The following is a 22672-nucleotide window of genomic DNA, read 5'->3' as shown; positions in this document are numbered from 1 at the left end:
ACCACACAGCAGCGATCCCGATGCTCCAGCGCCCGGCGCAGCCGCCGGTTGACCGTGCGGGTCGAGCGGCCGGCGCCGATCGGGCGTCCGGCGCGTTCGAACCACACCTCACAGGTCGCATCACAGGAAAGGTACTGGCGTTCGGCGTCGGAGAGCAGCGGACCCAGATGCAGTGCGCCGAGTTTGGTGTCGGCGTCGACGTGCACGACCACGGTGGTGTGCTGGGCGTGCGGGCGCCGCGCCACCTCGCCGTCCCAGCCGCACTCGATCAACTCCATAAACGCATCCACGGTAGTGGGCATCGGCGCACGCACACCGCCCTCGGCGTCGCCACCCGGGCCGTCGGTGAGATCAGCGAGGACGTCGGAGACGTCGTCCGAGAAGTCACCACCGACGCCATCGGCGTCGGCAACGGAGCTGTCCTCGGGGCCATCGGCGTCGGCAGGGGACTCACCATGGCCACCGTCGGCGTCGGCGTCCGGGTCCTGGTCGTGGTCACGTTTCCAGTCCGCGATCAACCCGTCGCGCTTGCCGGCCAGGGCGGCATCGACCTTGGCGGCCTCGATCTTCGACACCGTGATCCGATACGTCACCGACTCACCATGATCGGTGCGCGAGATCCCGCGTTCTGGCTGCGGCTTCGGGGCCGCATCGGGGCGCGGCTCCAGACTGACCGCCTTGCGCAACTGGGTCACCGTCGCCACCGACGCCAACTCCACATAATGATCATCAGAACCATCAGCGGCACGCTCGGCGAGCACCCCGACCTGATCCAACGACAACCGGCCCTCCCGCAACCCGGCCACACACCGCGGAAACTGCTCACCACGCGCCGCGACCGCCGCGATCGTCTTCGCATTACGCGGCGACACCCCGGTCTTCCACGCCACCAACGCCGACATCGACCGCGCCCCGGTCATCCCCGCCAACCCACCATGATCGATCTCGGCGACAATGTCCACGATCTGCGCATCGATGGCGTTGCGCTGACCGGTCAACTCCGCGATCTGCTCGAACAACTCCGCCAACCGCTCCTTCGGCGACACCTCATCGTCAACCAAAGACGCTGCAGCAGAGGACATGACCCCATCAAAGCACCAGGGTCCGACAAAAACCGGCGGCTGCGTCAGTCCTCCGGGTTGTATCCCAGATTGGGGGCAAGCCAGCGTTCAGCCTCCTGCAGCGTCCAGCCTTTGCGTTTGGCGTAGTCGGCCACCTGGTCCTGCGCCAACCGGCCCACCACGAAGTACTGCGACTGTGGGTGCGAGAAGTACCATCCGCTGACGGCGGCACCGGGCCACATCGCCATCGACTCGGTCAATTCGATTCCGGTGCGCTTCGTGACATCCATGAGGTCGAACAGCGTCGCCTTTTCGGTATGCTCCGGGCAGGCGGGATAACCTGGCGCAGGACGGATTCCGACATACTTCTCGGCGATGAGCGCCTCGTTGTCGAGCTGCTCGGCCGGTTGATATCCCCAGAACTCCTTACGGACCCGTTCATGCATCCGTTCGGCGAAAGCCTCGGCCAACCGGTCGGCGAGGGACTCCAACAGGATCGCGTTGTAATCGTCGTGTGCCGCCTTGAATTCGGCGATCTTGTCTTGACTGTTGAGGCCGGCGGTGACGGCGAAGCCCCCGACATAGTCGGCCAGACCGGTGTCCTTCGGCGCGACGAAGTCACCCAATGACCGGTTCGGGATGCCCTCCCGGTGCTCACCCTGCTGACGCAGGTTGCGCAACGTGGTCAGCACCTCGGTGCGGCTGTCGTCGGTGTAGACCTCGATGTCGTCGCCGACGGCATTGGCCGGGAAGAAACCGATCACCCCGTTGGCCTGCAGCCACTTCTCCTTGATCAGAGTGTCGAGCATTTCCTGCGCATCGTCGTAGAGCTTTCGCGCCGCCTCTCCCGAGGCAGGGTTGTTGAGGATGTCGGGAAAGCGCCCCTTCATCTCCCAGGCGTTGAAGAACGGCTGCCAATCGATGTACTCGCGCAGCTCGGCCAAGTCGTAGTCGGCGAACTCCCTGATGCCGAGCCCATGGGCCGGCACGGGCGGGGTGTAGCCGTCCCAGTCGATGGGCGTGCGGTTGGCACGCGCCTTCTCCAGGGTCAGCATCGGCCGCTCGTTCTTCTGGGCGTGCCGCTCGCGGAGTGAGGCGTAGTCCTTCTCGGTGGACTCGAGCAGCGCCGGACGCTGCCTGTCATCGAGCAACGCCGCGGCAACGGGCACCGAGCGGGATGCGTCCTTGACCCACACCACCGGACCGCTGCGACGTGGCGCCACCTTCACCGCGGTGTGGGCACGCGACGTGGTCGCACCACCGATCAGCAGCGGGATCTCCAGCCCCTCGCGTTCCATCTCGACGGCGAAGTTGACCATCTCGTCCAACGACGGAGTGATGAGTCCCGACAATCCGATGATGTCGGCGTCGTGCTCCTTGGCCGCGTCGAGAATCTTGTTGGCGGGCACCATCACTCCGAGATCGATCACTTCGAAGTTGTTGCACTGCAACACGACACCGACAATGTTCTTACCGATGTCGTGGACGTCACCCTTGACCGTCGCCATGATGATGGTGCCGTTGGTGTCCTTGGCCCCGGAGCTGCCGGACTGCTCCTTTTCCTCCTCGATGAACGGCAGCAGGTAGGCCACCGCCTTCTTCATCACCCGGGCCGACTTCACCACCTGGGGCAGGAACATCTTGCCGGAGCCGAAGAGGTCACCGACGACGTTCATGCCGTCCATCAGCGGTCCTTCGATCACCTCGATCGGTCGGCCGCCGGCCTCGGCGATCTCCGCGCGCAGTTCCTCGGTGTCGGCGTCGACGTGGGCGTCGATGCCTTTGACCAGAGCGTGCGTGATCCGTTCACGGACCGGAAGTGAGCGCCACTCGGCGGCGCCGGCATCATCGGTTTTCTCGGTTTTGTTGAATCGTTCGGCGATCTCCAGAAGCCGTTCGGCCGCATCCTCGCGCCGGTTGAGCACGACGTCCTCGATGCGCTCGCGCAACTCCGGGTCGATCGAGTCGTAGGGAACCAGCGCACCCGCGTTGACGATGCCCATGTCCAGACCGGCCTTGATGGCGTGGAACAGGAACACCGCGTGAATGGCTTCACGGACCGGGTTGTTGCCGCGGAATGAGAACGACACGTTCGAGATGCCGCCGGAGATGTGCACCCCGGGCAGATTCTCCTTGATCCAGGCGCAGGCTTCGATGAAGTCGATGCCGTAGGTGGCGTGCTCCTCGATGCCCGTGGCAAGAGCGAAGCAGTTCGGGTCGAAGATGATGTCCTCGGCCGGGAAACCGACGTCTTCGGTCAGGATCCGATAGGCGCGCCCGCAGATCTCCTTACGGCGTTCCAGGTTGTCGGCCTGCCCCTGCTCGTCGAACGCCATCACGACCACGGCGGCACCGTACTTGCGGCACAGCCGGGCCTCGCGGACGAATTTCTCCTCGCCCTCCTTCAGAGAGATCGAGTTGACGATCGGCTTGCCCTGAACGTTCTTCAGGCCCGCCTCGATGACCTCCCACTTGGAGGAGTCGATCATCACCGGGACGCGGCTGATGTCCGGTTCGGCTGCGACCAGTTTGGTGAACCGGTCCATCGCGGCGACGCCGTCGATCATGCCCTCGTCCATGTTGATGTCGATGACTTGCGCACCCACCTCGACCTGCTGCAGAGCGACCGACAGAGCCGTGTCGTAGTCCTCGGCCTTGATCAGGTTGCGGAACCGGGCGGAACCGGTGATGTTGGTGCGCTCACCGATGTTGACGAACAGCGAGTCGTCGGTGATGTTGAGCGGCTCCAGCCCCGAAAGGCGGGTGGCGACCTCGATTTCGGGCAACTCGCGCGGCGGCTTGCCGTCGACGACCTTGGCGATTTCGGCGATGTGCTGCGGCGCCGTGCCACAGCAGCCGCCGACAAGATTGACCAAACCGGCCTCGGCGAAATCGGCGATGTAGCTGGCCTGACGCTCCGGTGACTCGTCGTATTCGCCGAAGGCGTTGGGCAGTCCGGCGTTCGGGTAGCAGGACACGAAGGTGTCGGCGATCCGCGCCATCTCGGCGATGTAGGGCCTCATCTCCGGCGCGCCGAGCGCGCAGTTCAAGCCGACCGCCAGCGGCTTGACATGCCGGATCGCGTTCCAGAACGCCTCGGTCACCTGGCCGGAGAGGGTGCGCCCCGACGCATCGGTGATGGTGCCCGAGATGATCACCGGCCAGCGGCGTCCACGTTCCTCGAACATCGTCTCAAGGGCGAACACGGCCGCTTTGGCGTTGAGGGAGTCGAAGATCGTTTCGACGAGGATGATGTCGGATCCGCCGTCGACCAGGCCGTTGGCGGCTTCGAGGTACGCGGCGACCAACTGGTCGTAGCTGACGTTACGGGCGCCCGGATCGTTGACGTCGGGCGAAATGGACGCGGTCCGCGTCGTGGGCCCGAGCGTGCCGGCGACGTACCGCGGCTTCTCGGGGGTGCTGAATTCGTCGGCGGCCTTTCGGGCCAGCGCGGCACCGGCATAGTTCAGCTCGTAGCTGAGGTCCTCCATGCCGTAGTCCGCCATCGACACCTTGTTCGCGTTGAACGTGTTTGTTTCGATGATGTCGGCGCCCACCTCGAGGTATTCACGGTGGATCCCCTCGATGATCTGCGGCTGAGTCAAGTTGAGCAGATCGTTGTTGCCCTGCAGCGCGGTCGGCCATTCGGTGAACCGATCTCCGCGGTAGCCGGCTTCGTCCGGGCGGTCACGCTGGATGGCGGTGCCCATCGCGCCGTCGATCACCATGATCCGCTGGCGCAGCGCTGCGGCCAGTGCGTCGGTGCAGTCCGGGCGGATGTTCGGCACGAAGGTGCTCTGATCGACAGCGTTCACGTGCGCTCCTTCCATAGCGGAAGGCGTCCTTGACTCTGCCGAGCGTGGCGGATACCGGCAAAGACCGGAACCGTTGCAACGCCTCTCGACGGAGCAAAGTCTACGTCGTCACCGGACCGACGTCTGGACGCCCATCTCGTCGCAGTCACCGACCACGACCCACCTCGTGACAGCGTCGAGCAGGTCACCTCGTGGGTACGGTCGTGTCCGGCGGTCACTGCCAGGCTAGTCGGCCAGCACAACGCCGTTTGCGACCCCCGTGTTCCCCTGCCACCCCGCGGCACGGGTCGATGACCGTCATCCTGACCACGCAGGGCTTACGCTGGCTGGGTGACACCCTCGGATTTCCGCGGTCCTATGGGATCCGATCTGCCCGACCTGCGCGACGCGATCGTCGTCGCAGCGTTCGAGGGCTGGAACGATGCCGGAGACGCCGCCAGCGACGCGCTCCAGCACCTGGACTCGATATGGCAGGCCGAGCAGATCGTGCAGATCGACGACGAGTCCTACTACGACTACCAGGTCAACCGGCCGGTGATCCGTCAGGTCGACGGAGTGACGCGCGAGTTGGTGTGGCCGTCGATGCGCATCTCGCACTGCCGACCGCCGGGCAGCGACCGCGACATCGTGCTGATGCACGGTGTGGAGCCCAACATGCGCTGGCGCACGTTCTGTGCCGAGCTGCTGGCCATCACCGACAAGCTCAACGTGCAAACCGTCGTGATCCTCGGCGCCTTGTTGGCCGACACGCCGCACACTCGACCGGTACCGGTCTCCGGGGCGGCCTATTCATCGGATTCGGCGAAGACGTTCGGACTGGAGGAGACGCGCTACGAGGGCCCGACCGGCATCGCCGGGGTGTTTCAGGACGCGTGCGTTCAGGCCGGCATTCCCGCGGTGACGTTCTGGGCGGCCGTTCCGCACTACGTCTCCCAGCCGCCCAACCCCAAGGCGACGGTGGCGCTGCTGCGCCGGGTCGAAGATGTGCTCGACATCGAGGTGCCGCTCGCGGATCTGCCGGCGCAGGCCGAGGAGTGGGAGCAGGCGGTCACCGAGATGACCTCGGAAGACGATGAGATCGCCGAGTACGTGCAGTCGCTGGAGGAGCGCGGAGACGCCGAAGTGGACATGAACGAGGCGATGGGCAAGATCGACGGCGATGCGCTGGCGGCGGAGTTCGAGCGCTACCTGCGTCGCCGAGGGCGGTAGCCCGACAGAAGACTCCGAGGGCGGTAGCGCCCGACAAAAGACTCCGATTGCGGTAGCGCCCGACAGAAGACTCCGAGGGCGGTAGCGCCCGACAGAAGACTCCGAGGGCGGTAGCGCCCGACAGAAGACTCCGAGGGCGGTAGCGCCCGAAAAAAGGGGCAGAGGGCGTCAGCGGAAGCGGGCGAGGTAATCCGGCCAGTCCCAGGTCGTGAGGAACTCTTCGCCGGCATGCCGGCCGCGCTGATAGAGCATCCGCTGGGCGTATTCGTCGAGGTCGAAGTCGAGGACGCCCACCGAACTGGTGTCGATGCGGATGGTCCGCGCGCTCACCCAGGGCTGGTTCAGATAGGCCTGGTCACGACCGACCAGGATCGTGGTGACCACCCGTTCGAGCAGCGTGGGGCCGCCGAGCAGGTGCAGCGGCCGCAACGCCGGGATCACCTGAGCATTGTCGGCGGGTAGGTCGGGCAGCAACGTCACGCCGAACGTGGGCCAGCGCGGTGGCGCGCCGTCCGTGCGGTCCAGCGAATCGATCGGGAAGTTGGACAGCAGTCCACCGTCGACGAGGGTGGAGGTACGACCGTCTGCGCTGGTGAGTGACGCCGGATGGAAGAAGAACGGGATCGCCGTCGACGCGCGGACGGCGTCGGCCACCGACTGGGTGTCGGGATTCAGGCCGTAGAGCCGCTGGTAGTCCCAGGGCAGTCGGACCAGCTGCCCGAGCGTGACGTCGGCGACCGTGACCACCAACCGATAGCGCTGCTCAGGGGGCAGGCTCGTATCGTCGATCGCCAGGTCGGCGAAGGTGCTGACCCCGTAGTCGGCCAGGCGGTCGGCCACCCACCGACGCAACGCTTCGCCCCGGTAGATCCCGTCGCCGGTCAGCGCCCCGAACGCGGGGCCGAGCACCGGAATGCGTTCGACGAAACCCGCGTCGAGGAACTCGCCGTAGTCGATGCTGGTGGCGAGATCTTCGAGCTGGGCGGCCGACAGTCGGCCGGCCTGGGTGGCGGCCGCCAGCACCGCGCCGACCAGCGCTCCGGCGGAGGTGCCCGAGATGCGCTGAGGCAGGTAACCGGCCTGCACCAGCGCCGCGGCGGCACCGGCCAGGGCGATGCCCTTCACTCCGCCGCCGGAGAGCACCAGGTCTGCGCGCAGGGACTCGGTCACGCGGGCGGCTCAGCGCTCTTCGACGGACTTGGTGCGTGAGCCCATCGAGCGGCCCAGCCGCGCCACCTCGGCGTCCATCCGGGGCAGCAGGTCCGGGACGAAGCCACGAATCCGGCTCTCCCCCACCATCGTGGACAGCACCGGCTTGAGCCAGCGCAGCACCCCCACCCACCCCGGGCAGTTGATCTGACGCTTACGGCCCTCGATGCCCGCGACGAACACCTGACCGCACTGCTCGACCGACGTGGTCTGGTTCAGCGGGTACGGCAACTTCGACAGCATCTCGCCGAACGTGGACAGGTCGTCTTTGGTGTCACGTACCAGCGGGGTGTCGATCCACGACATGTGCGCCGAGCCGACATCCACGCCACGATGGGCGACCTCGAGCCGCAGCGCGTTCGCGAAATGCTCCACGGCGGCCTTCGACGCGTTGTACGGCGCCAGGCCCGGCGCGGCCGCGTACGCCGCCAGCGACGAGACGATCAGTACATAGCCGCGGCGCTCGAGGACCGCGGGCAACGCGGCCCGCACGGTGTTGAACACGCCCTTGACATTGACGTCCATCAACGTCTGAAACGCCTCGGGATCGACCTGCAGCACCGATCCGTATGTCGCGATTCCGGCGTTGGCCATCACGACGTCGAGCCCACCGAACCGGTCCACCGCGGCGTCCACCACCTCCTGCATGGCCTGCAGATCACGCACGTCGGCAACCCGGGTGAGCACCCGGTCCGCGCCGAGAGCGTCGGCCAGGTCAGCCAGCGGCGCCTCGTCGAGGTCGGTGAGCACCAGCCGCGCGCCGCGTGCGTGCAGGCGGCGGGCCACCTCGGCGCCGACGCCGCGCGCGCCGCCGGTGATGAAGACTGTCTTTCCGGCTACTGAGCCCATGGCCGCGAAACTACTCCATCGCGCGGCCGCTCGAGGTCGCGATTTTGCCGAAGATTCGCGGCGCGGCGCTGCACAGACGGGCACCCTCGCCGGGGGATCGACAGCCCTCGGACAGCCCAAAAGATGATCTAGAGGCGCACGCCGAGCAGAGCGTCCACCGCGGCGGCGACCGTCGCCCCGGCGGCACCGTCATGCCCGCCGTAGGACAGGGCATCGGTCGCCCAGCCGTCCAGCGCGGCGAGCGCCTTGGGCGTATCCAGGTCGTCGGCCAGGTAACGACGTACCCGGGCGACGACGTCGGTGGCGTCGGGTGCGCCCGCCAACGCGGTGGCGCTGCGGTAGCGGCGCAGGCGGTCGTGCGCCTGTTCGAGCACCTCGTGGCTCCAGAACCGGTCCTCGCGGTAGTGCCCGGAGAGCAGGCCCAGCCGGATGGCGGCGGGATCGACGCCGTCGGCGCGCAGCCCGGACACCAGCACCAGGTTGCCGCGGCTCTTCGACATCTTGTGCCCGTCCCAGCCGATCATGCCCGCGTGGACGTAGTGCCGGGCGAACCTGCGTTCTCCGGTCACGCACTCGGCGTGCGCGGCCGAGAACTCGTGGTGCGGGAAGATCAGGTCACTCCCGCCACCCTGGATGTCGACCACGGTGCCGAGGCGGGTCAGCGCGATCGCGGCGCACTCGACGTGCCACCCGGGTCGGCCGGCACCGAACGGTGAATCCCAGCTCGGCTCGCCCGGACGCTCCATACGCCACAGCAGCGCATCGAGCGGATCCCGTTTGCCGGCGCGCTCGGGGTCTCCCCCGCGCTCACCTGACAACGTGAGCATGGTGTCGCGGTCGTAACCCGACTCATAACCGAACTGCCCGGTGGCCTCGGCGCGGAAATATACGTCGGGATATTGCGGGTCGTCGACGACATAGGCGGCACCGGACGCCAACAACTTCTCGACGACCTCGATGACCTCGGCGATCGACTCGGTGGCGGCGATGTAGTCCCGGGGCGGCAGCACCCGCATGGCGGCCATGTCCTCGCGGAACAGGTCGGTCTCCCGGTGGGCCAGCGCCTGCCAGTCCACCCCGTCGCGGTGGGCGCGCTCGAACAGCGGATCGTCGACGTCGGTGATGTTCTGCACGTAGTGGACGTCGTGGCCTGCGTCCAGCCACAGCCGGTTCACCAGGTCGAAGGTCAAGTAGGTCGCTGCGTGCCCCAGATGGGTGGCGTCATAGGGCGTGATCCCGCACACGTACATCGTCGCGGTGCGCCCGGGTGTCACCGGTCGCACCTGACGGTCGGCGCTGTCGTAGAGCCGCAGCGCCGGTCCGCGCCCGGCCAGCGTCGGGACGCTCGGGGCAGACCACGATTGCATGCCGTCGACTCTAGACATCGCCGAATGCGACAACGCGGACGGCGCTTTCATTCCCAACCTCTCATCGCCGGTGAGCCGCCCGGATCTCCTCCAGCAGCAGCGGAGCCAACTCCGGACGGCACATCAGCAGATCAGGCAGGTACGGGTCGCGCCTGTTGTAGACCAGCGGGGCGCCGCCGAGGCGCGAGGCATGCATGCCCGCCGCCCACAGCACGCCGGCCGGCGCAGCCGAATCCCATTCCCACTGCCCGCCGGCGTGGATGTAGGCGTCGACGTCGCCGCGGACCACCGCCATCGCCTTGGCGCCGGCCGATCCGATGCGGACGAGCTGGATGTCCATCTTGTCCCGCAGGGCCCACAGCACCGCGGGCGGCCGGTTGGAACTGGCGGTGATCCGGATCGGGCCGTCGCGCCGCGGTGGCGGTGGGGTCACGGTGTCGGTGCGGTACACCTCTCCGCGCGCAGGCAGTGCGACCGCGGCATCTGTGATGGTGCCGCCTCCGGCAGCGGAAGCGATCGTGCCGCCTCCGGCAGCGGAAGCGATCGTGCCGCCTCCGGCAGCGGAAGTGGCCGTGCCGCCCTCGCCGTGCTTGGAGCGTTGCCACAGAGCGATGTGCACCGCCCAATCGACGCGGCCGGGCAGTGAATATTCGTAGGTGCCGTCCACCGGATCGACGATCCACACCCGGTCGGCGTCGACGCGCGACACATCGTCGACGGCCTCCTCGGACAGCACGGCGTCATGCGGGCGGGCCTGGTGCAGACGGTCCAGGATCAGCGTGTTGGCCCGTTTGTCGCCGGCGTCGCCGAGGTCATACGGGTCGTAGAAGCCGATCTGCTCGCGCATGGCCAGGAGCAGCTCACCGGCCTGCGCGGCCACCTCGGCAGCCAGGGCCGCATCGGTCAGCGTCACCGGCCAAGTAGACCACGTCAAAACGCCGGCCACGGTATCGGGCGGCGCCGGTCGGGCGAAGGCATCACCGGATTACGCAGCAGGGCAACGGCTCTGGATCTCAGTGCGGCGACTTCAGGTGCCGTGATGTGACCGCACAGCTGGTCGTCGAGACCATCGTCGAGTGCGTCGCGCAGCGCCGCCACATCGCCGAGCAGGTGATCGTCGACGGGTTTGCCGGCCCACCCCCACAGCACCGTTCGCAGTTTGTCCTCGACGTGCAGGCTCACCCCGTGGTCCACGCCGTAGACCCGCCCGTCGCGCCCGGACAGCACATGACCGCCCTTGCGGTCGGCGTTGTTGATCAGCACATCGAAGACCGCGACCCGGCGCAGGCGCTCGTCGTCGGCGTGCACCAGGGTCACCTCGTCTCCGGCGTAGTCGTAGGCCTGCAGCACCGCGAGGAAACCGTCCGGCACCCGGCCGGCCGGCAGCAGATCGATCAGGTCCGGGCCGGTGTCCAGCGGGCCTGCGCCGACCGCGGGATCGTCACCGGGTTGGTCGACCCACCGCTGCAACATCCCGGGCCCAGCAGGACCATCCCGAATGATGGTGTACGGCACCACATTCCAGCCCAACGCGGCCGACACCAGATAGGCGCCGAGCTCCCGTCCCGCCAGGGTGCCGTCCGGGAAATCCCACAGCGGCGCCTCGCCGGCCACCGGCTTGTACACGCAATGCACTGTCGTGTCGCCGAGTGTGGCCTCGCACAGAAACGTCGCGTTGCTCGCCGAGCGGATCCGCCCGATGACGGTGAGGTCGCCGCGGCGCAGCACCGTCTCGGCGTCGGCGGCGCCGGACTCAGAGGGCGTCGTCATCGTCGGCTTCGGTCAGCTCGCCCCGCCGGTAGCCGTTGGTACGCACGCAGATGTGCCCCTCGGGATCGAGCGGTTCCTCGCACAGCGGGCAGGGCGGACGACCGGCCGAGATGACCCGATTGGAGCGGTTCGCGAACTCGCGGGCCGACTCGGGGGTCAAGAAGACCCGCACCGCGTCGGGACCCTCCTCGGAGTCGTCGAGCACGACCGAGGCGTCGAACTCGGTTTCCGACACCGCGAGCAACTCCACGACCACCGTCTGCGCCTCGGAATCCCAGCCCAGCCCCATGGTGCCGACCCGGAACTCCGCGTCGACCGGGGTGATCAGTGGGCTCAGGTCCTCGACCTCACCGGTCTCCGGTGGGATCGGCGTGCCGAAGCGGCGGTTGATCTCCAGCAGCAGCGCCGCGATCCGCTCGGCGAGCACCGCGACTTGCTGCTTCTCGAGGATGACCGAGATCACACGCTTGTCGTGGACGGCCTGCAGGTAGAACGTCCGGTTTCCGGGCTGCCCGACAGTCCCGGCCACGAAACGGTCGGGTGTGCGGAAGACGTGGATTTCGCGGGCCATGGCAGTGTCCAAAATACCGGCTACGCCACGTCAGCCGTAATTGCGGCGTCGTTGTTCACTCGGTCGAGCCGCCGACCACGGCTTCACCGCTCGGCACAGCACCGTCACCGGACTTGTCCGGATCGGCGACGACGGCCAGCGCGGGGTTCAACGCGGCGCCGGTGTGGTTGACGTGGACCACGAAGGGCCGCAGCGTGGTGTAGCGGATGACGCTCACCGACGCCGGATCGGCGTTGATCCGCTGGAAGCTGTCCAGATGGGTGCCCAGCGCGTCGGCGAGAACGGCCTTGATGACGTCACCGTGAGTACACGCCACCCAGAGCACGTCAGTGCCGTGCTCGTCGGCCAACCGTCGATCGTGCTCCCTCACCGCCGATACCGCCCGCGCCTGCACCGCGGCCAGCCCCTCGCCGTCGGGGAACACCGCGGCGCTGGGCTGCTGCTGAACCACCGCCCACAACGGCTCCTTCACCAGGTCCCCCAGCTTGCGGCCGGTCCACGCGCCGTAATCGACCTCGGCGAGCCGGTCGTCGACCGCCGGTTCCACACCCAGCGCTGCGGCCAGCGGCTCGACCGTGCGCCCACACCGCAGCAGCGGGGACCGCACGATGGCCCGGATCGGCAACGATCCGATGCGCTCCACCAGCGCCGCGGCCTGCTCGCGGCCGCGGTCGTCGAGGTCGACACCCGGAGAGCGGCCCGCCAGCGTGTGTGCGGTGTTGGAGGTGGAGCGGCCGTGCCTCAGCAGCAGAACGGTCACGTCATCTCTCCCCCTGCCCTCCGGGCGGGCGGTACCCCCACGCGCAAGCGCTCGTCGGTCATGATGCGGCCACCACCCCGGTCGACAACAGAACCAACACCACGACGCCCAACACGATGCGGTACCCCACGAACCAGTACATGCTGTGCCGAACCAGGAATCGTAGGAACCAGGCGACCGCGGCGAACCCGACGACGAAGGCGATCAGGGTCGCGATCAGCAGCTGCGCCCCGCTGGCGGCCATTCCCTCGCCGACCGGGGCGAACGCGTCGGGCAGCGAGAACAGACCGGAGGCGAAAACCGCCGGGATCGCCAGCAGGAACCCGAACCGGGCGGCGAGCTCGCGCTCCATGCCGAGGAACAGGCCCGCGCTGATCGTGGCACCTGAACGCGACACTCCCGGGACCAGGGCCAGGCATTGGGCGAAGCCGACGATGACGGCGTCCTTCCAGGTGAGCTGCTCGACTCGGCGGCTCTGCCGGCCCACGTACTCGGCGGCAGCGATGACCAGCGAGAACACGATCAGCGCGGTGGCCACCAGCCACAGGTTGCGCGCACCGGTGCGGATCTGGTCCTTGAACAGCAGGCCGATCACGCCGATCGGGATGGAGCCGATGATCACCCACCAGCCCAGCCAGTAGTCGGCGTTGCGGCGGACGGCGTCGAACAGACCCGCCCACCACGCCTTGACGATGCGCACGATGTCGCGGGCGAAGTACACCAGCACCGCCGCCTCGGTCCCCAACTGGCTGACCGCGGTGAACGACGCACCGGCGTCGTCGTCGAAGAACACCCTCGAGGCGATCGCCAGATGCCCGGAGGACGACACCGGGAGGAACTCGGTCAGTCCCTGCAGGATCGACAGGACCACCACCTGCAGCCACGACATCGCAGGTACGTCGGTCACGAGGACGACCGTACCGTGGGGGTGGGTCAGCGGCTGTTACGCGGTACCGGTTGCGCATCGGCGACGGCGTCACGCACCACCGCGGTCATGCTGCGCTCGTCACAGAGGTCGACGTCGGTCAGCTTGCGGGTCGCCGTCGCGACCACATCCTCGGCCTGCGGGACCGGTCCGCGCAGTCGCGGCCGGTACACCTCGACGACCAGGGCCTGATGTTCGATGTGGAACGAGAAGCTCCGTCCATCGCCGACCTGGCCGAATCCGCTGGCGTGGACACCCGTGGTGATGTCCTCGACAGCAAAGCCCTGACCATTCATATCGCTATCGGCAAGAAGGGTCATGGTCCGTACCATACCGTCGCTCACGTCAATAGACCTTCCGGACGCGGCAGATTGACCCGTCACAGCTTGAATACACTGGCTGTTCGATCAGGTTTCGTCCGCACAACCGAGAGCTACCCTTTGCCTCGCCGTACAAACACACCGGTCCTGCCGATTCTGCTTCTGGTGGTCGCACTGGCTACCGCGCTGGCGGGCTGTTCCACCAATCCCGCCGACGCGCCACCACCGACGATCGCTCCCGCCAGCGCCGCCGCCTCACCGCCGGCCAGCGCGACACCGGAGGGACAGGTGCTTCCGCTGGCAGCTCCGGCCCAGGCCGCCGTCTTCGACCCGGCAACGCGCTCGCTGGTGGTGCTGGGGCCGAGCGGTGCCGATCGCTCGGTGGTCACCGTCCTGCCCGCCGACGGCGCCCCGGTTCCGGTCGAGCTGGACGGCAGCGCCGGTGCGCTGGTCGCTGACGCGGCCGGCACGGTGCTGCTGCCGACGCGGGGCGGCTATTTCGCACTGGACGTCGCCGCCGGCGCGGCCGAACGGATCGGGGTCCCCGGGCGGGACGACGTCGACTTCACCGCGCTGGCGCGTCGCGCCGACGGCCGCCTGGTGCTGGGCAGCGCCGACGGGACGGTTTACACACTCGATTCCCAAGGGGACGTCGCGGCGCAGGTGAAGATCTTCGCGCGGGTGGACAGCATCGTCACCCAAGGCGACACCGCGGTGGTGCTCGACCGCGGGCAGACCTCGGTGACCAGCCTCAACGCCGAGGGAACCGACGACGAACACGCGCTGCGCGCCGGTGAGGGCGCGACCACGATGGTGGCGGACGCTGCGGGTCGGGTGCTCGTCACCGACACCCGCGGCGGCGAACTGCTGGTCTACGGCGTCGATCCGCTGATGCTGCGGCAACGCTTCCCGGTGCCGGACGCCCCGTACGGCCTGGTGGCCTCCGGCGGCGACACACCCGTGTTGGCCTGGGTCGCCCAGACGGCGACCAACACCGTGGTTGGTTACGATCTGTCGACCGGAATACCTGTCGAGAAGGTGCGTTATCGAACCGTGCAGCAACCCAACTCACTGGCGTTCGACGATGCATCCGGCACCCTGTATGTGGTGTCGGGGTCCGGTTCCGGCGTCCAGGTGATAGCCGGGGCAGCCCGATGAGCCGAGGTTCGCGCGGCCGCATGCCCGCCGCCTGGGATCAGGCCGTCGCCGAGGACCCCGGCGAATACGAATGGATTCCGCTGCGGCTGCCCCCGGACGTGACCCGGGTCAGCGCCTCGATCCGGTTGTCGATCGAGGCCGAATACCGCGGTTGGGAACTGACCCGGGTGCGCCTCTACACCGACGGCAGCCGCCGGGTGTTACTGCGCCGCAAGAAGCGTGCCCAACCGGCACCGACCCCCGAGGCGCCGGCGTGATCGACGGTCGACGGTGATGTACTCCGCGCTGCGCCGGGTGCTGTTCACCGTCGAGCCCGAACGCGTGCACACGTGGGTGTTCGGTGGGCTGCGCGCGGCCACCGCCCCGACGCCGGTGCGCCGGCTGCTCTCCCGACGGCTGCGGCCTCGGGATCCGGCGCTGGCCAGCACCGTGTTCGGGGTGCGGTTCCCGGGCCCGATGGGCCTGGCGGCCGGGTTCGACAAGGACGGTCTGGGACTGCACACGTGGGGGGCGCTCGGCTTCGGTTACGCCGAGGTCGGCACCGTGACCGCGCGGGCGCAACCCGGCAACCCGCAACCGCGGCTGTTCCGGCTGCCCGCCGACCGGGCGCTGCTCAACCGGATGGGTTTCAACAATCACGGTGCCCGCGCGCTGGCGGCGCAACTCACCGATCATGTTCCCGACGTGCCCGTCGGGGTGAACATCGGCAAGACCAAGGCGACACCGCCGGACCGGGCGGCCGACGACTACGCCGAGAGCGCCCGCCTGCTCGGCCCGCTGGCGTCCTACCTGGTGGTCAACGTCAGTTCGCCCAACACGCCAGGTCTGCGGGATCTTCAGTCGGTGCAGTCGCTGCGTCCCATCCTGGCCGCAGTGCTGGCCCAGACCTCGACACCGGTGCTGGTGAAGATCGCCCCGGATCTCGCCGACGACGACATCGACCAGATCGCCGATCTGGCCGTCGAACTCGGGCTGGCGGGGATCGTCGCCACCAACACCACGATTTCCCGCGACGGTCTGGCCACCCCCGGCGTGGCCGAACTGGGGCCGGGCGGAATCTCCGGGCCGCCGGTCGCGCGCCGCGCGGCCGAGGTGCTGCGACGCCTCTACCGGCGCGTCGGTGACCGCCTGGTGCTGGTCAGCGTCGGCGGGATCGAGACCGCCGACGACGCCTGGGACCGCATCACCTCGGGTGCCTCCCTGCTGCAGGGCTACACCGGCTTCGTCTACGGCGGCGGACTGTGGGCCAAGTCGATCAACGACGGCATCGCCCGCCGCCTGCACGCGGGCGGGTTCACCAGCCTCGCCGACGCGGTGGGCTCGGCGGCGCACCCGTGACGTCGGGTGGTTGTCGCCGTCGAGCGACGACAACCACCCCGACATCACTTCTGCTCGTGGGTGCCGTGGATCAGGGCCCGGGCGATGGCGTGACTGAACAAGTTGAAGCCCAGATACGCCGGGGTCCCTTCAGCGGGGACATCGAGCTTCTCCACGTCCACCGCGTGCACGGCGACGATGTAGCGGTGCGGCCCGTGCCCCGGCGGCGGGGCGGCGCCGATGTAGCGCTTGAGACCGGCGTCGTTGGCCAGCGTGACGGCCTCGCCGGGCAGTCCGCTGCCGTCGCCCACCCCGGCGGGAAGATCGGTGACCGTGGCGGGCAGGTTGAACACCGCCCAGTGCCAGAAACCCGACGCCGTGGGCGCATCGGGGTCATACACGGTGACCGCGAAGCTGCGAGTCTCCTCCGGGAAGCCCGACCAGCTCAACTGGGGTGAGATGTCCGACCCGCCGGCGCCCATGATTCCGCTGACCTGATCGTTGGCGAGCGGCTGACCGTCGTCGAAGGACTCCGACGTCACGGTGAACGTCGGCAACTCGGGCAGGAAATCGTAGGGATTGTACGGAAATGCCATGTGCGGTCAGTCCTTTCAATCGTCGTTCGGTGTCTAGCTGTGCAGCAGGAAGTGTTCGAGGACCTGCGCGCCGAACCGCAACGCGTCAACGGGTACCCGCTCGTCGACCCCGTGGAACAACGCGGCGAAGTCCAGTTCCGGCGGCAGCCGCAGCGGCGCGAACCCGAAGCAGCGAATACCCAAGCGGGCGAAGTGTTTTGCATCGGTTCCGCCGGACAGCATGTAGGGCACGGTGCGGGCGTCGGGGTCGTGGGCCAGGATCGCCGAGTTCATCGCTTCGAGCAGTTCCCCGTCGAACGGGGTTTCGTACGACGGCAGGTTGGTGATCCATTCGCGCTGCACGTCGGGGCCGATCAGTTCGTCGACTTCGCGTTCGAACGCGGCGAGGCGGCCGGGCAGCACCCGGCAGTCGATCACGGCCTCGGCGGTCGCCGGGATGACGTTGGCTTTGTAGCCGGCCTTGAGCATCGTCGGGTTGGCGGTGTCGCGCAGCGTGGCTCCGACGATGCGGGCGATACCGCCGAGTTTGGCGACGGTGCCGTCGATGTCCGGAGAAGCGGGGTCGAACGCGTAGCCCGTCTCCTCGGCCACCGCGGTCAGGAACTGTTCCACCGACTCGGTCAGCACGAGCGGGAAGCGGTGCCGGCCCAGCTTCGCCACGGCCTCGGAGACCGCGGTGACGGCATTGTCGTCGTGCACCATCGAGCCGTGGCCAGCCCGCGCCCGCGCGGTCAGGCGCATCCACAGCATCGCCTTCTCGGCCGTCTCGACGAGGTAGAGCCGCCGTTCACCGCCGTCGCGGCGCGGCACCGTCAGCGAGAACCCGCCGACCTCACCGACCGCTTCGGTGACGCCGGCGAACAGGTCGGGACGGTTCTCGACCAGCCATTTGCAGCCGTAGTTGCCGCCGGCCTCCTCGTCGGAGACGAACGCGAACACCAGGTCGCGCGGGGGGACGATGCCTGCGCGTTTGAAGTGCCGGGCGACCGCCAGGATCATCCCGACCATGTCCTTCATGTCGACCGCGCCGCGCCCCCACACGTAGCCGTCCTCGATGGCACCGGAGAACGGGTGCACACTCCAGTCGGCGGCCTCGGCGGGCACCACGTCGAGGTGTCCGTGCAGCATCAAGGCCCCGCGGGACCGGTCCGCCCCGGGGAGCCGGGCGAAGACATTGGCGCGCCCGGGTGCCCCTGCCTCGATGTACTCGCTCTCCAGGCCGACCTCGGCGAGCTGCTCGGCCACCCAGCGGGCGCACTCGGCCTCCCCCTTCGTGGTGGCGGGGTCACCGGTGTTGGAGGTGTCGAACCTGATGAGGGTGCTGACAAGGTCGACGACTTCGTCGCTGGGTGTCGGCCGACCCGGAATTGGACCACTCACAGTTCCCTTTCCTACCATTGATCCCCGAACGGGCCCCGCCCCCGGGTTTGGGGCTGGGTTTGGGGCCGGGGCGGGGAATCCGATAGCCTTAGGCGCCCACAGCAGGTCCGAGTGGCGGAATGGCAGACGCGCTAGCTTGAGGTGCTAGTGCCCTATTAACGGGCGTGGGGGTTCAAGTCCCCCCTCGGACACCGCATCACCACAGCGCATCGGCGCAGCTGGACGGCAGAGGTCGGGTCATTGCGACGCCGGTCGACGCACAGCTCGAACACTGGGGCTGATCATCGCTTCCAGACCCACGGCTACGGGCTCGAGTCCGTCAGTACACGTCGCGCACGTAGCGCTTGTCCGCAACCAGCTGGCGCTTGTAGTCCCGGGCCGCATCGTCGCTCATGCCGCCATGGTCCCGGATGATCGCTGTCAGGGCGCGGTCGACGTCCTTGGCCATCCGGGTGGCGTCACCGCAGACGTAGAAATGTGCGCCGTCCTGCAGCCAGTCCCACACATCGGCGCCGTAGTCGAGCATCTTGTGCTGCACGTACACCCGCTCGGCCTGATCACGCGAGAACGCGAGATCCAGCCGGTTCAGATGCCCGTCGTCGACCATGTCGGTCAGATCGTCGCGGTAGTAGAAGTTCTGGGCGCGGTGCTGGTCGCCGAAGAACAGCCAGTTGCGTCCGGGGTGGCCCAGCGCGCGCCGTTCCTGCAGGAACGCACGGAACGGGGCGATGCCGGTGCCCGGCCCGACCATGATCATCGGGGTCTGCGGGTCCTGCGGGGGACGGAAGTGCGGGGACCGCTGCAGAAACACGGGCACCGGGGCGCAGTCGGGCAGCTCGGCCAGATGACTCGACGCCACCCCGGCGCGCGGCCCGCCGTCGGCGCCGACGTAACGCACCACCGACACCGTCAGCTGCACCTCGTGAGGACTGACCAGCGGGCTCGACGAGATCGAATACTGCCGCGGGGTCAGCCGGACCAGCACATGGGCCCACTCCTGCGGGTCCGCACGCACCGCGAACTCGCCCACCAGGTCAAGTCCGTTGCGCCGGCCCAGCCACGCCTGCAACTCGTCACGGTCACTGTGCAGCCTCTTCAGTGTCGCGTTGAGGGGAGCGTGCTCTGCGACGAACCCGACGAGGCCGGTGGTGACCTTGCACACGTCGAAGTGGCGGCGGATCGCCTCGCGCATCGGCATCTCGGCGCCGTCGACGACGACCGCCTCGTCACCGTGCAACCCGGTTGCGGTGAGCCAGCTTTCGATGACGAAGTCCGAGTTGGTCGCGTAGACGCCCAGTGAGTCCCCGGCCGCGTAGCTGACGTCGTGGGCGCTGATGTCGAAGCCTAACTGCCGCACGTCCTTGGCGGCTCCGGTCGGCGTGAGCCGGGTGTTACGGCACAGCGGCGCGTCGATCGGGTGCGCCCGGGTGAACAGCGTCGACTCGGGATCTGCGGCCGGCGCGACCGCCTCGGAAGCTCCCTCGGTCCCGACACGCGGCGGCGCATCGTTCGAGGGGGTCACGAGATCGACGACCGAGTCCGCCCATTGCGTCATCTGCTGTTGGTCGTAGGCCTCACACTCGGTGCGGTCGAGCATCCTGGTGGCGCCCAGGTCCGCCAGGCGCGTGTCCAGTGACTTGGCGTGGCCGCAGAAGTTGTCGTAGGACCGGTCGCCGATGCCGAGCACCGAGTACTGCACTCCGGCCAGCGACGGCGCCTCCGGCGCCGTGAGCCGCTCCCAGAAGTCGGCGCCGTTGTCCGGGGGGCCGCCGTCGCCGAACGTACTGGTGACCAGGATGATCCGGTTCGCAGCCGCGAGCTCGGACAGGGGCGTGTCGTCCATGGCCTGCAACCGGGCGCCCGGTAGCCGCCCACCCAGTGTGCCGGCGAACTCCTCGGCGTTACCGGTCTGCGACGCCCACAGCACCAGCGGAGCATCTGTCGGCGCAAGCCCCGCCGCACTGTCGTCAGCGGTCCGCGGCAGCCGGGAGAACCGGCCGGCCAGCAGGCCGTCGGCCCACAGCCGGACCCGGGCGCTGACCGGGGCGGCGCCGGGCAGCACGGGAACCCCGGGCAGGCCACCGTCCAGCCCGGTCAGAAAGCCTGACAGGTAGAGCTTCTCGTCCTCGGTCAACTCGGGAGCGTCCGCGGTGACCGGCAGGGCCGACTCGACGGGTACGGGGGTCAGCCGCACCGCGCACACCTTGAACTCGGGCTGCAGCGACACCGGGTCGACGGCGTCGTTGGTGACGGCGTTGACCGCCAGCGCGTCGCCCTGCTCGTCGTTCCAGTGGAACGGCACCCACGTGTTGCCGGGGCGCACCCTGTCGGTGACGACGGCCGGCAGCACTGCCCGACCGCGGCGGGAGGACACCTCGACCTGACGTCCGTCCCAGATGCCCAGCGCCGCGGCGTCATCGGGATGGATCTCGATCGACGGAGCACTGTTGAGCTTGTTCAGCTTGGCGACTTTGCCGGTCTTGGTCATGGTGTGCCACTGGTGCTGCAGTCGGCCGGTGTTGAGGACCATCGGGAACTCGTCGTCGGGTAGCTCGGCGGCGTCCATGTGCGGACGGGCGTGGAACACGGCCCGACGCGACGGCGTTGCAAAGGCGAGCCGCGGACTCCGTCCGTCGGCGTCTGTGTGCAGGGTCTGGGAAACCCCGTCGTTGAGGTAGCGCAGTGGATTGCGGTCGGCGCACCCCGGCGGGGCAGGCCACTGCACCGGGGTTTCCCGCAGTCGCTGGTAGCTGACCCCGCGCAGGTCGTAGCCGGTGGCCGGATTGTGGAACCGGCGGATCTCGTCGAAGACATCTTCGCTGGTCTTGTAGCTGAACGCGTCGCCGAACCCGAGCTGGTGGGCGACCCCGCAGATCAACTCCCAGTCTGGGCGGGCATCCCCCGGCGGCGGGATCGATTGCGACAGCAGGGTCAGATTGCGGTCGGAATTGACCATCACTGCATCGGATTCGGCCCACAGCGTCGCCGGCAGCGCGATGTCGGCGTACCGGTTGGTCGCGGTGTCGGCGTACGCGTCCTGGGTGATCACCAACTCTGCGGCGCGCAGACCCTCGATCACCGACGCCCGGTTGGCGACGCTGGCCACGGGGTTGGTGCAGATGATCCACACCGCCTTGATCTCGCCGGTACCGAGCCGGCGGAACAGTTCCACGGTTCCCGGCCCGACGTCGGTGCGGATCGTGCCGGGCTCGAGGTCCCACTGCTGCTCGACGAAGACGCGGTCGTCGGCCGACAGCACCGTCCGCTGCCCCGGCAGACCCGGCCCCATGTAACCCATCTCCCGGCCACCCATGGCGTTGGGTTGCCCGGTCAACGACATGGGTCCGCTGCCGGGACGGCAGATCGCTCCGGTGGCCAGGTGCAGGTTGCAGATCGCGTTGGTGTTCCAGGTGCCGTGGGTGCTCTGGTTCAGCCCCATCGTCCAGCAGCTCATCCACTCCCCCGCCTCGGCGATCATCCGTGCGGCAGTGCGGATGTCGTCCTCGGCCAGGCCGGTGATCTCGGCGACCCGATGCGGCGGATAGTCGGCGAGAAACGCCGGCATGGCCTCCCAGCCTTCGGTGTGCTCGGCGATGAACTCGGTGTCGATGTCACCGCTCTGCACGAGCAGATGCAGCAGGCCGTTGAGCAGCGCCAGGTCCGTGCCGGGCCGGATCTGCAGGAACAGGTCGGCCTTGTCGGCCGTGGTGGTGCGGCGCGGATCGACGACGATGAGCTGCGCGCCGGCCTTGAGCCGGTCGACCATGCGCAGGTACAGGATCGGATGACAGTCGGCCATGTTGGACCCGGTCACGAAGAACAGGTCCGTGGAGTCGAAGTCGGTGTAGGAGCCGGGTGGGCCGTCGGAGCCCAGCGACTGCTTGAACCCGGTGCCCGCGCTGGCCATGCACAGCCGCGAGTTGGATTCGATGTGCATGGTGCGCAGGTAGCCCTTGGCCAGCTTGGTCGCCAGATACTGTGCCTCGATGGACATCTGGCCCGACACGTAGAGGGCCACCGCATCCGGGCCGTGCTCGTCGACGATGGCGCGCAGCCGCGCGCCGGCCTGCGCGAGCGCGTCGTCGACGGGCGTGCTCACCACATCATCGTCGCGGCCCGACCGTACCAGCGCGGTGGTCAGCCTGCCCTCGGTGGCGGCCATCAACTCGGCATGGGTGGCGCCTTTGGTACACAGCCGCCCGAAATTCGTGGGATGCAGGCGATCTCCGCTCACCCGGGCGATCACCGGAGCACCCGAAGCGGGGTCGGCGCGGGTCTCGACCGAGATACCGCACCCGACCCCGCAGTACGAGCACGCGGTGCGGGTCAGTGTCGATGAGTCGACTTGGTCTGCCATGGTCTCCT

At 68.3% G+C, this 22672-nt stretch carries 18 protein-coding genes and 1 tRNA gene; 5 read left to right on the top strand and 14 right to left on the bottom strand.

The window, feature by feature from the left end; all coding sequences use genetic code 11:
- Both J3476_RS14075 and metH read right to left on the bottom strand, forming a co-directional pair.
- Positions 1-1082: DUF222 domain-containing protein (locus J3476_RS14075; RefSeq protein WP_207067053.1), on the bottom strand; the 1082-nt coding region annotated here is incomplete at its 3' end.
- A 44-nt stretch (positions 1083-1126) separates the two neighbouring features.
- Positions 1127-4891: a methionine synthase gene (metH, locus tag J3476_RS14070; RefSeq protein WP_207067052.1), complete on the bottom strand. Its 3765-nt coding sequence runs from the start codon at positions 4889-4891 to the stop codon at positions 1127-1129.
- Between the two features lie 342 nt (positions 4892-5233).
- On the opposite strand from metH, the gene J3476_RS14065 reads away from it, so the two are divergent.
- Complete coding sequence (locus J3476_RS14065; protein ID WP_173012223.1) at positions 5234-6085, top strand: PAC2 family protein; 852 nt, start codon at positions 5234-5236, stop codon at positions 6083-6085.
- Between the two features lie 168 nt (positions 6086-6253).
- Here J3476_RS14065 and J3476_RS14060 read toward each other — a convergent pair whose 3' ends face one another.
- From J3476_RS14060 to J3476_RS14020, 9 genes are all read right to left on the bottom strand, one after another.
- Positions 6254-7255, bottom strand: a complete 1002-nt coding sequence (locus J3476_RS14060; RefSeq protein WP_207067051.1) for a patatin-like phospholipase family protein — start codon at positions 7253-7255, stop codon at positions 6254-6256.
- Positions 7256-7264: 9 nt separating this feature from the next.
- Positions 7265-8143, bottom strand: coding sequence for an SDR family oxidoreductase (locus J3476_RS14055; protein ID WP_207067050.1), 879 nt, complete (start codon positions 8141-8143; stop codon positions 7265-7267).
- Positions 8144-8271: 128 nt separating this feature from the next.
- Positions 8272-9510: a cysteine--1-D-myo-inosityl 2-amino-2-deoxy-alpha-D-glucopyranoside ligase gene (mshC, locus tag J3476_RS14050; RefSeq protein ID WP_207067049.1), complete on the bottom strand. Its 1239-nt coding sequence runs from the start codon at positions 9508-9510 to the stop codon at positions 8272-8274.
- A 61-nt stretch (positions 9511-9571) separates the two neighbouring features.
- A complete protein-coding gene (locus tag J3476_RS14045) occupies positions 9572-10423 on the bottom strand; it encodes a 3'(2'),5'-bisphosphate nucleotidase CysQ (protein WP_286183016.1) in 852 nt (283 codons plus the stop codon).
- Between the two features lie 17 nt (positions 10424-10440).
- Positions 10441-11280, bottom strand: coding sequence for an SCO1664 family protein (locus tag J3476_RS14040; protein ID WP_207067048.1), 840 nt, complete (start codon positions 11278-11280; stop codon positions 10441-10443).
- A complete protein-coding gene (locus tag J3476_RS14035) occupies positions 11264-11851 on the bottom strand; it encodes a DUF3090 domain-containing protein (RefSeq protein ID WP_207067047.1) in 588 nt (195 codons plus the stop codon). The genes J3476_RS14040 and J3476_RS14035 overlap by 17 nt, the downstream gene beginning before the upstream one ends.
- A gap of 55 nt (positions 11852-11906) precedes the next feature.
- Complete coding sequence (locus J3476_RS14030) at positions 11907-12611, bottom strand: histidine phosphatase family protein (RefSeq protein ID WP_207067046.1); 705 nt, start codon at positions 12609-12611, stop codon at positions 11907-11909.
- A 58-nt stretch (positions 12612-12669) separates the two neighbouring features.
- On the bottom strand, positions 12670-13500 hold the full coding sequence (locus J3476_RS14025) for an undecaprenyl-diphosphate phosphatase (protein ID WP_207067060.1): 831 nt from the start codon (positions 13498-13500) through the stop codon (positions 12670-12672).
- A gap of 44 nt (positions 13501-13544) precedes the next feature.
- Entirely contained in the window at positions 13545-13856 is a 312-nt protein-coding gene (locus tag J3476_RS14020) for a hypothetical protein (RefSeq protein ID WP_207067045.1), read from the bottom strand.
- A 156-nt stretch (positions 13857-14012) separates the two neighbouring features.
- Between J3476_RS14020 and J3476_RS14015 the strand changes: the two genes are divergently transcribed.
- Genes J3476_RS14015 through J3476_RS14005 form a run of 3 tightly spaced genes read left to right on the top strand, consistent with a single transcriptional unit; the run spans position 14013 to position 16352 of the window.
- The gene (locus J3476_RS14015; protein WP_373889064.1) at positions 14013-15014 is read left to right on the top strand and encodes a YncE family protein; all 1002 of its coding nucleotides are present in this window, start codon (positions 14013-14015) and stop codon (positions 15012-15014) included.
- Complete coding sequence (locus tag J3476_RS14010; RefSeq protein WP_152517588.1) at positions 15011-15271, top strand: DUF5703 family protein; 261 nt, start codon at positions 15011-15013, stop codon at positions 15269-15271. Before J3476_RS14015 ends, J3476_RS14010 begins: the two co-directional genes overlap by 4 nt.
- Before the next feature lie 16 nt (positions 15272-15287).
- Positions 15288-16352, top strand: a complete 1065-nt coding sequence (locus tag J3476_RS14005) for a quinone-dependent dihydroorotate dehydrogenase (protein ID WP_207067044.1) — start codon at positions 15288-15290, stop codon at positions 16350-16352.
- 44 nt (positions 16353-16396) lie between these two features.
- Here the strand turns inward: J3476_RS14005 and J3476_RS14000 are convergent, their stop codons facing one another.
- Together J3476_RS14000 and J3476_RS13995 are read right to left on the bottom strand one after the other, a co-directional pair.
- On the bottom strand, positions 16397-16927 hold the full coding sequence (locus tag J3476_RS14000; protein WP_163676300.1) for a YbhB/YbcL family Raf kinase inhibitor-like protein: 531 nt from the start codon (positions 16925-16927) through the stop codon (positions 16397-16399).
- 33 nt (positions 16928-16960) lie between these two features.
- Complete coding sequence (locus tag J3476_RS13995; protein ID WP_207067043.1) at positions 16961-18325, bottom strand: M20/M25/M40 family metallo-hydrolase; 1365 nt, start codon at positions 18323-18325, stop codon at positions 16961-16963.
- Positions 18326-18412: 87 nt separating this feature from the next.
- Here J3476_RS13995 and J3476_RS13990 point away from each other — a divergent pair.
- Positions 18413-18498: transfer RNA gene (locus J3476_RS13990), tRNA-Leu, on the top strand.
- A 128-nt stretch (positions 18499-18626) separates the two neighbouring features.
- Here the strand turns inward: J3476_RS13990 and J3476_RS13985 are convergent.
- Positions 18627-22664, bottom strand: coding sequence for a bifunctional nitrate reductase/sulfite reductase flavoprotein subunit alpha (locus J3476_RS13985; protein ID WP_207067042.1), 4038 nt, complete (start codon positions 22662-22664; stop codon positions 18627-18629).
- Between the last annotated feature and the right edge of the window lie 8 nt (positions 22665-22672).

Origin of the sequence: Mycobacterium sp. PO1 (assembly GCF_017312405.1) — a bacterium.
Lineage (GTDB): Bacteria > Actinomycetota > Actinomycetes > Mycobacteriales > Mycobacteriaceae > Mycobacterium.
The sequence above is the reverse complement of the archived record's forward strand: the minus strand, read 5'-3'. Positions and strand labels throughout refer to the sequence as shown.

What these genes read in the sequence shown, in the direction of transcription:
- metH (WP_207067052.1), bottom strand. Translation starts at nt 4,891, where the DNA reads ATGGAAGGAGCGCACGTGAACGCTGTCGATCAGAGCACCTTCGTGCCG.
- J3476_RS14065 (WP_173012223.1), top strand. Translation starts at nt 5,234, where the DNA reads ATGGGATCCGATCTGCCCGACCTGCGCGACGCGATCGTCGTCGCAGCG.
- J3476_RS14055 (WP_207067050.1), bottom strand. Translation starts at nt 8,143, where the DNA reads ATGGGCTCAGTAGCCGGAAAGACAGTCTTCATCACCGGCGGCGCGCGC.
- mshC (WP_207067049.1), bottom strand. Translation starts at nt 9,510, where the DNA reads ATGCAATCGTGGTCTGCCCCGAGCGTCCCGACGCTGGCCGGGCGCGGA.
- J3476_RS14040 (WP_207067048.1), bottom strand. Translation starts at nt 11,280, where the DNA reads ATGACGACGCCCTCTGAGTCCGGCGCCGCCGACGCCGAGACGGTGCTG.
- J3476_RS14035 (WP_207067047.1), bottom strand. Translation starts at nt 11,851, where the DNA reads ATGGCCCGCGAAATCCACGTCTTCCGCACACCCGACCGTTTCGTGGCC.
- J3476_RS14025 (WP_207067060.1), bottom strand. Translation starts at nt 13,500, where the DNA reads ATGTCGTGGCTGCAGGTGGTGGTCCTGTCGATCCTGCAGGGACTGACC.
- J3476_RS14020 (WP_207067045.1), bottom strand. Translation starts at nt 13,856, where the DNA reads ATGACCCTTCTTGCCGATAGCGATATGAATGGTCAGGGCTTTGCTGTC.
- J3476_RS14010 (WP_152517588.1), top strand. Translation starts at nt 15,011, where the DNA reads ATGAGCCGAGGTTCGCGCGGCCGCATGCCCGCCGCCTGGGATCAGGCC.
- J3476_RS14005 (WP_207067044.1), top strand. Translation starts at nt 15,288, where the DNA reads ATGTACTCCGCGCTGCGCCGGGTGCTGTTCACCGTCGAGCCCGAACGC.
- J3476_RS14000 (WP_163676300.1), bottom strand. Translation starts at nt 16,927, where the DNA reads ATGGCATTTCCGTACAATCCCTACGATTTCCTGCCCGAGTTGCCGACG.
- J3476_RS13995 (WP_207067043.1), bottom strand. Translation starts at nt 18,325, where the DNA reads ATGGTAGGAAAGGGAACTGTGAGTGGTCCAATTCCGGGTCGGCCGACA.
- J3476_RS13985 (WP_207067042.1), bottom strand. Translation starts at nt 22,664, where the DNA reads ATGGCAGACCAAGTCGACTCATCGACACTGACCCGCACCGCGTGCTCG.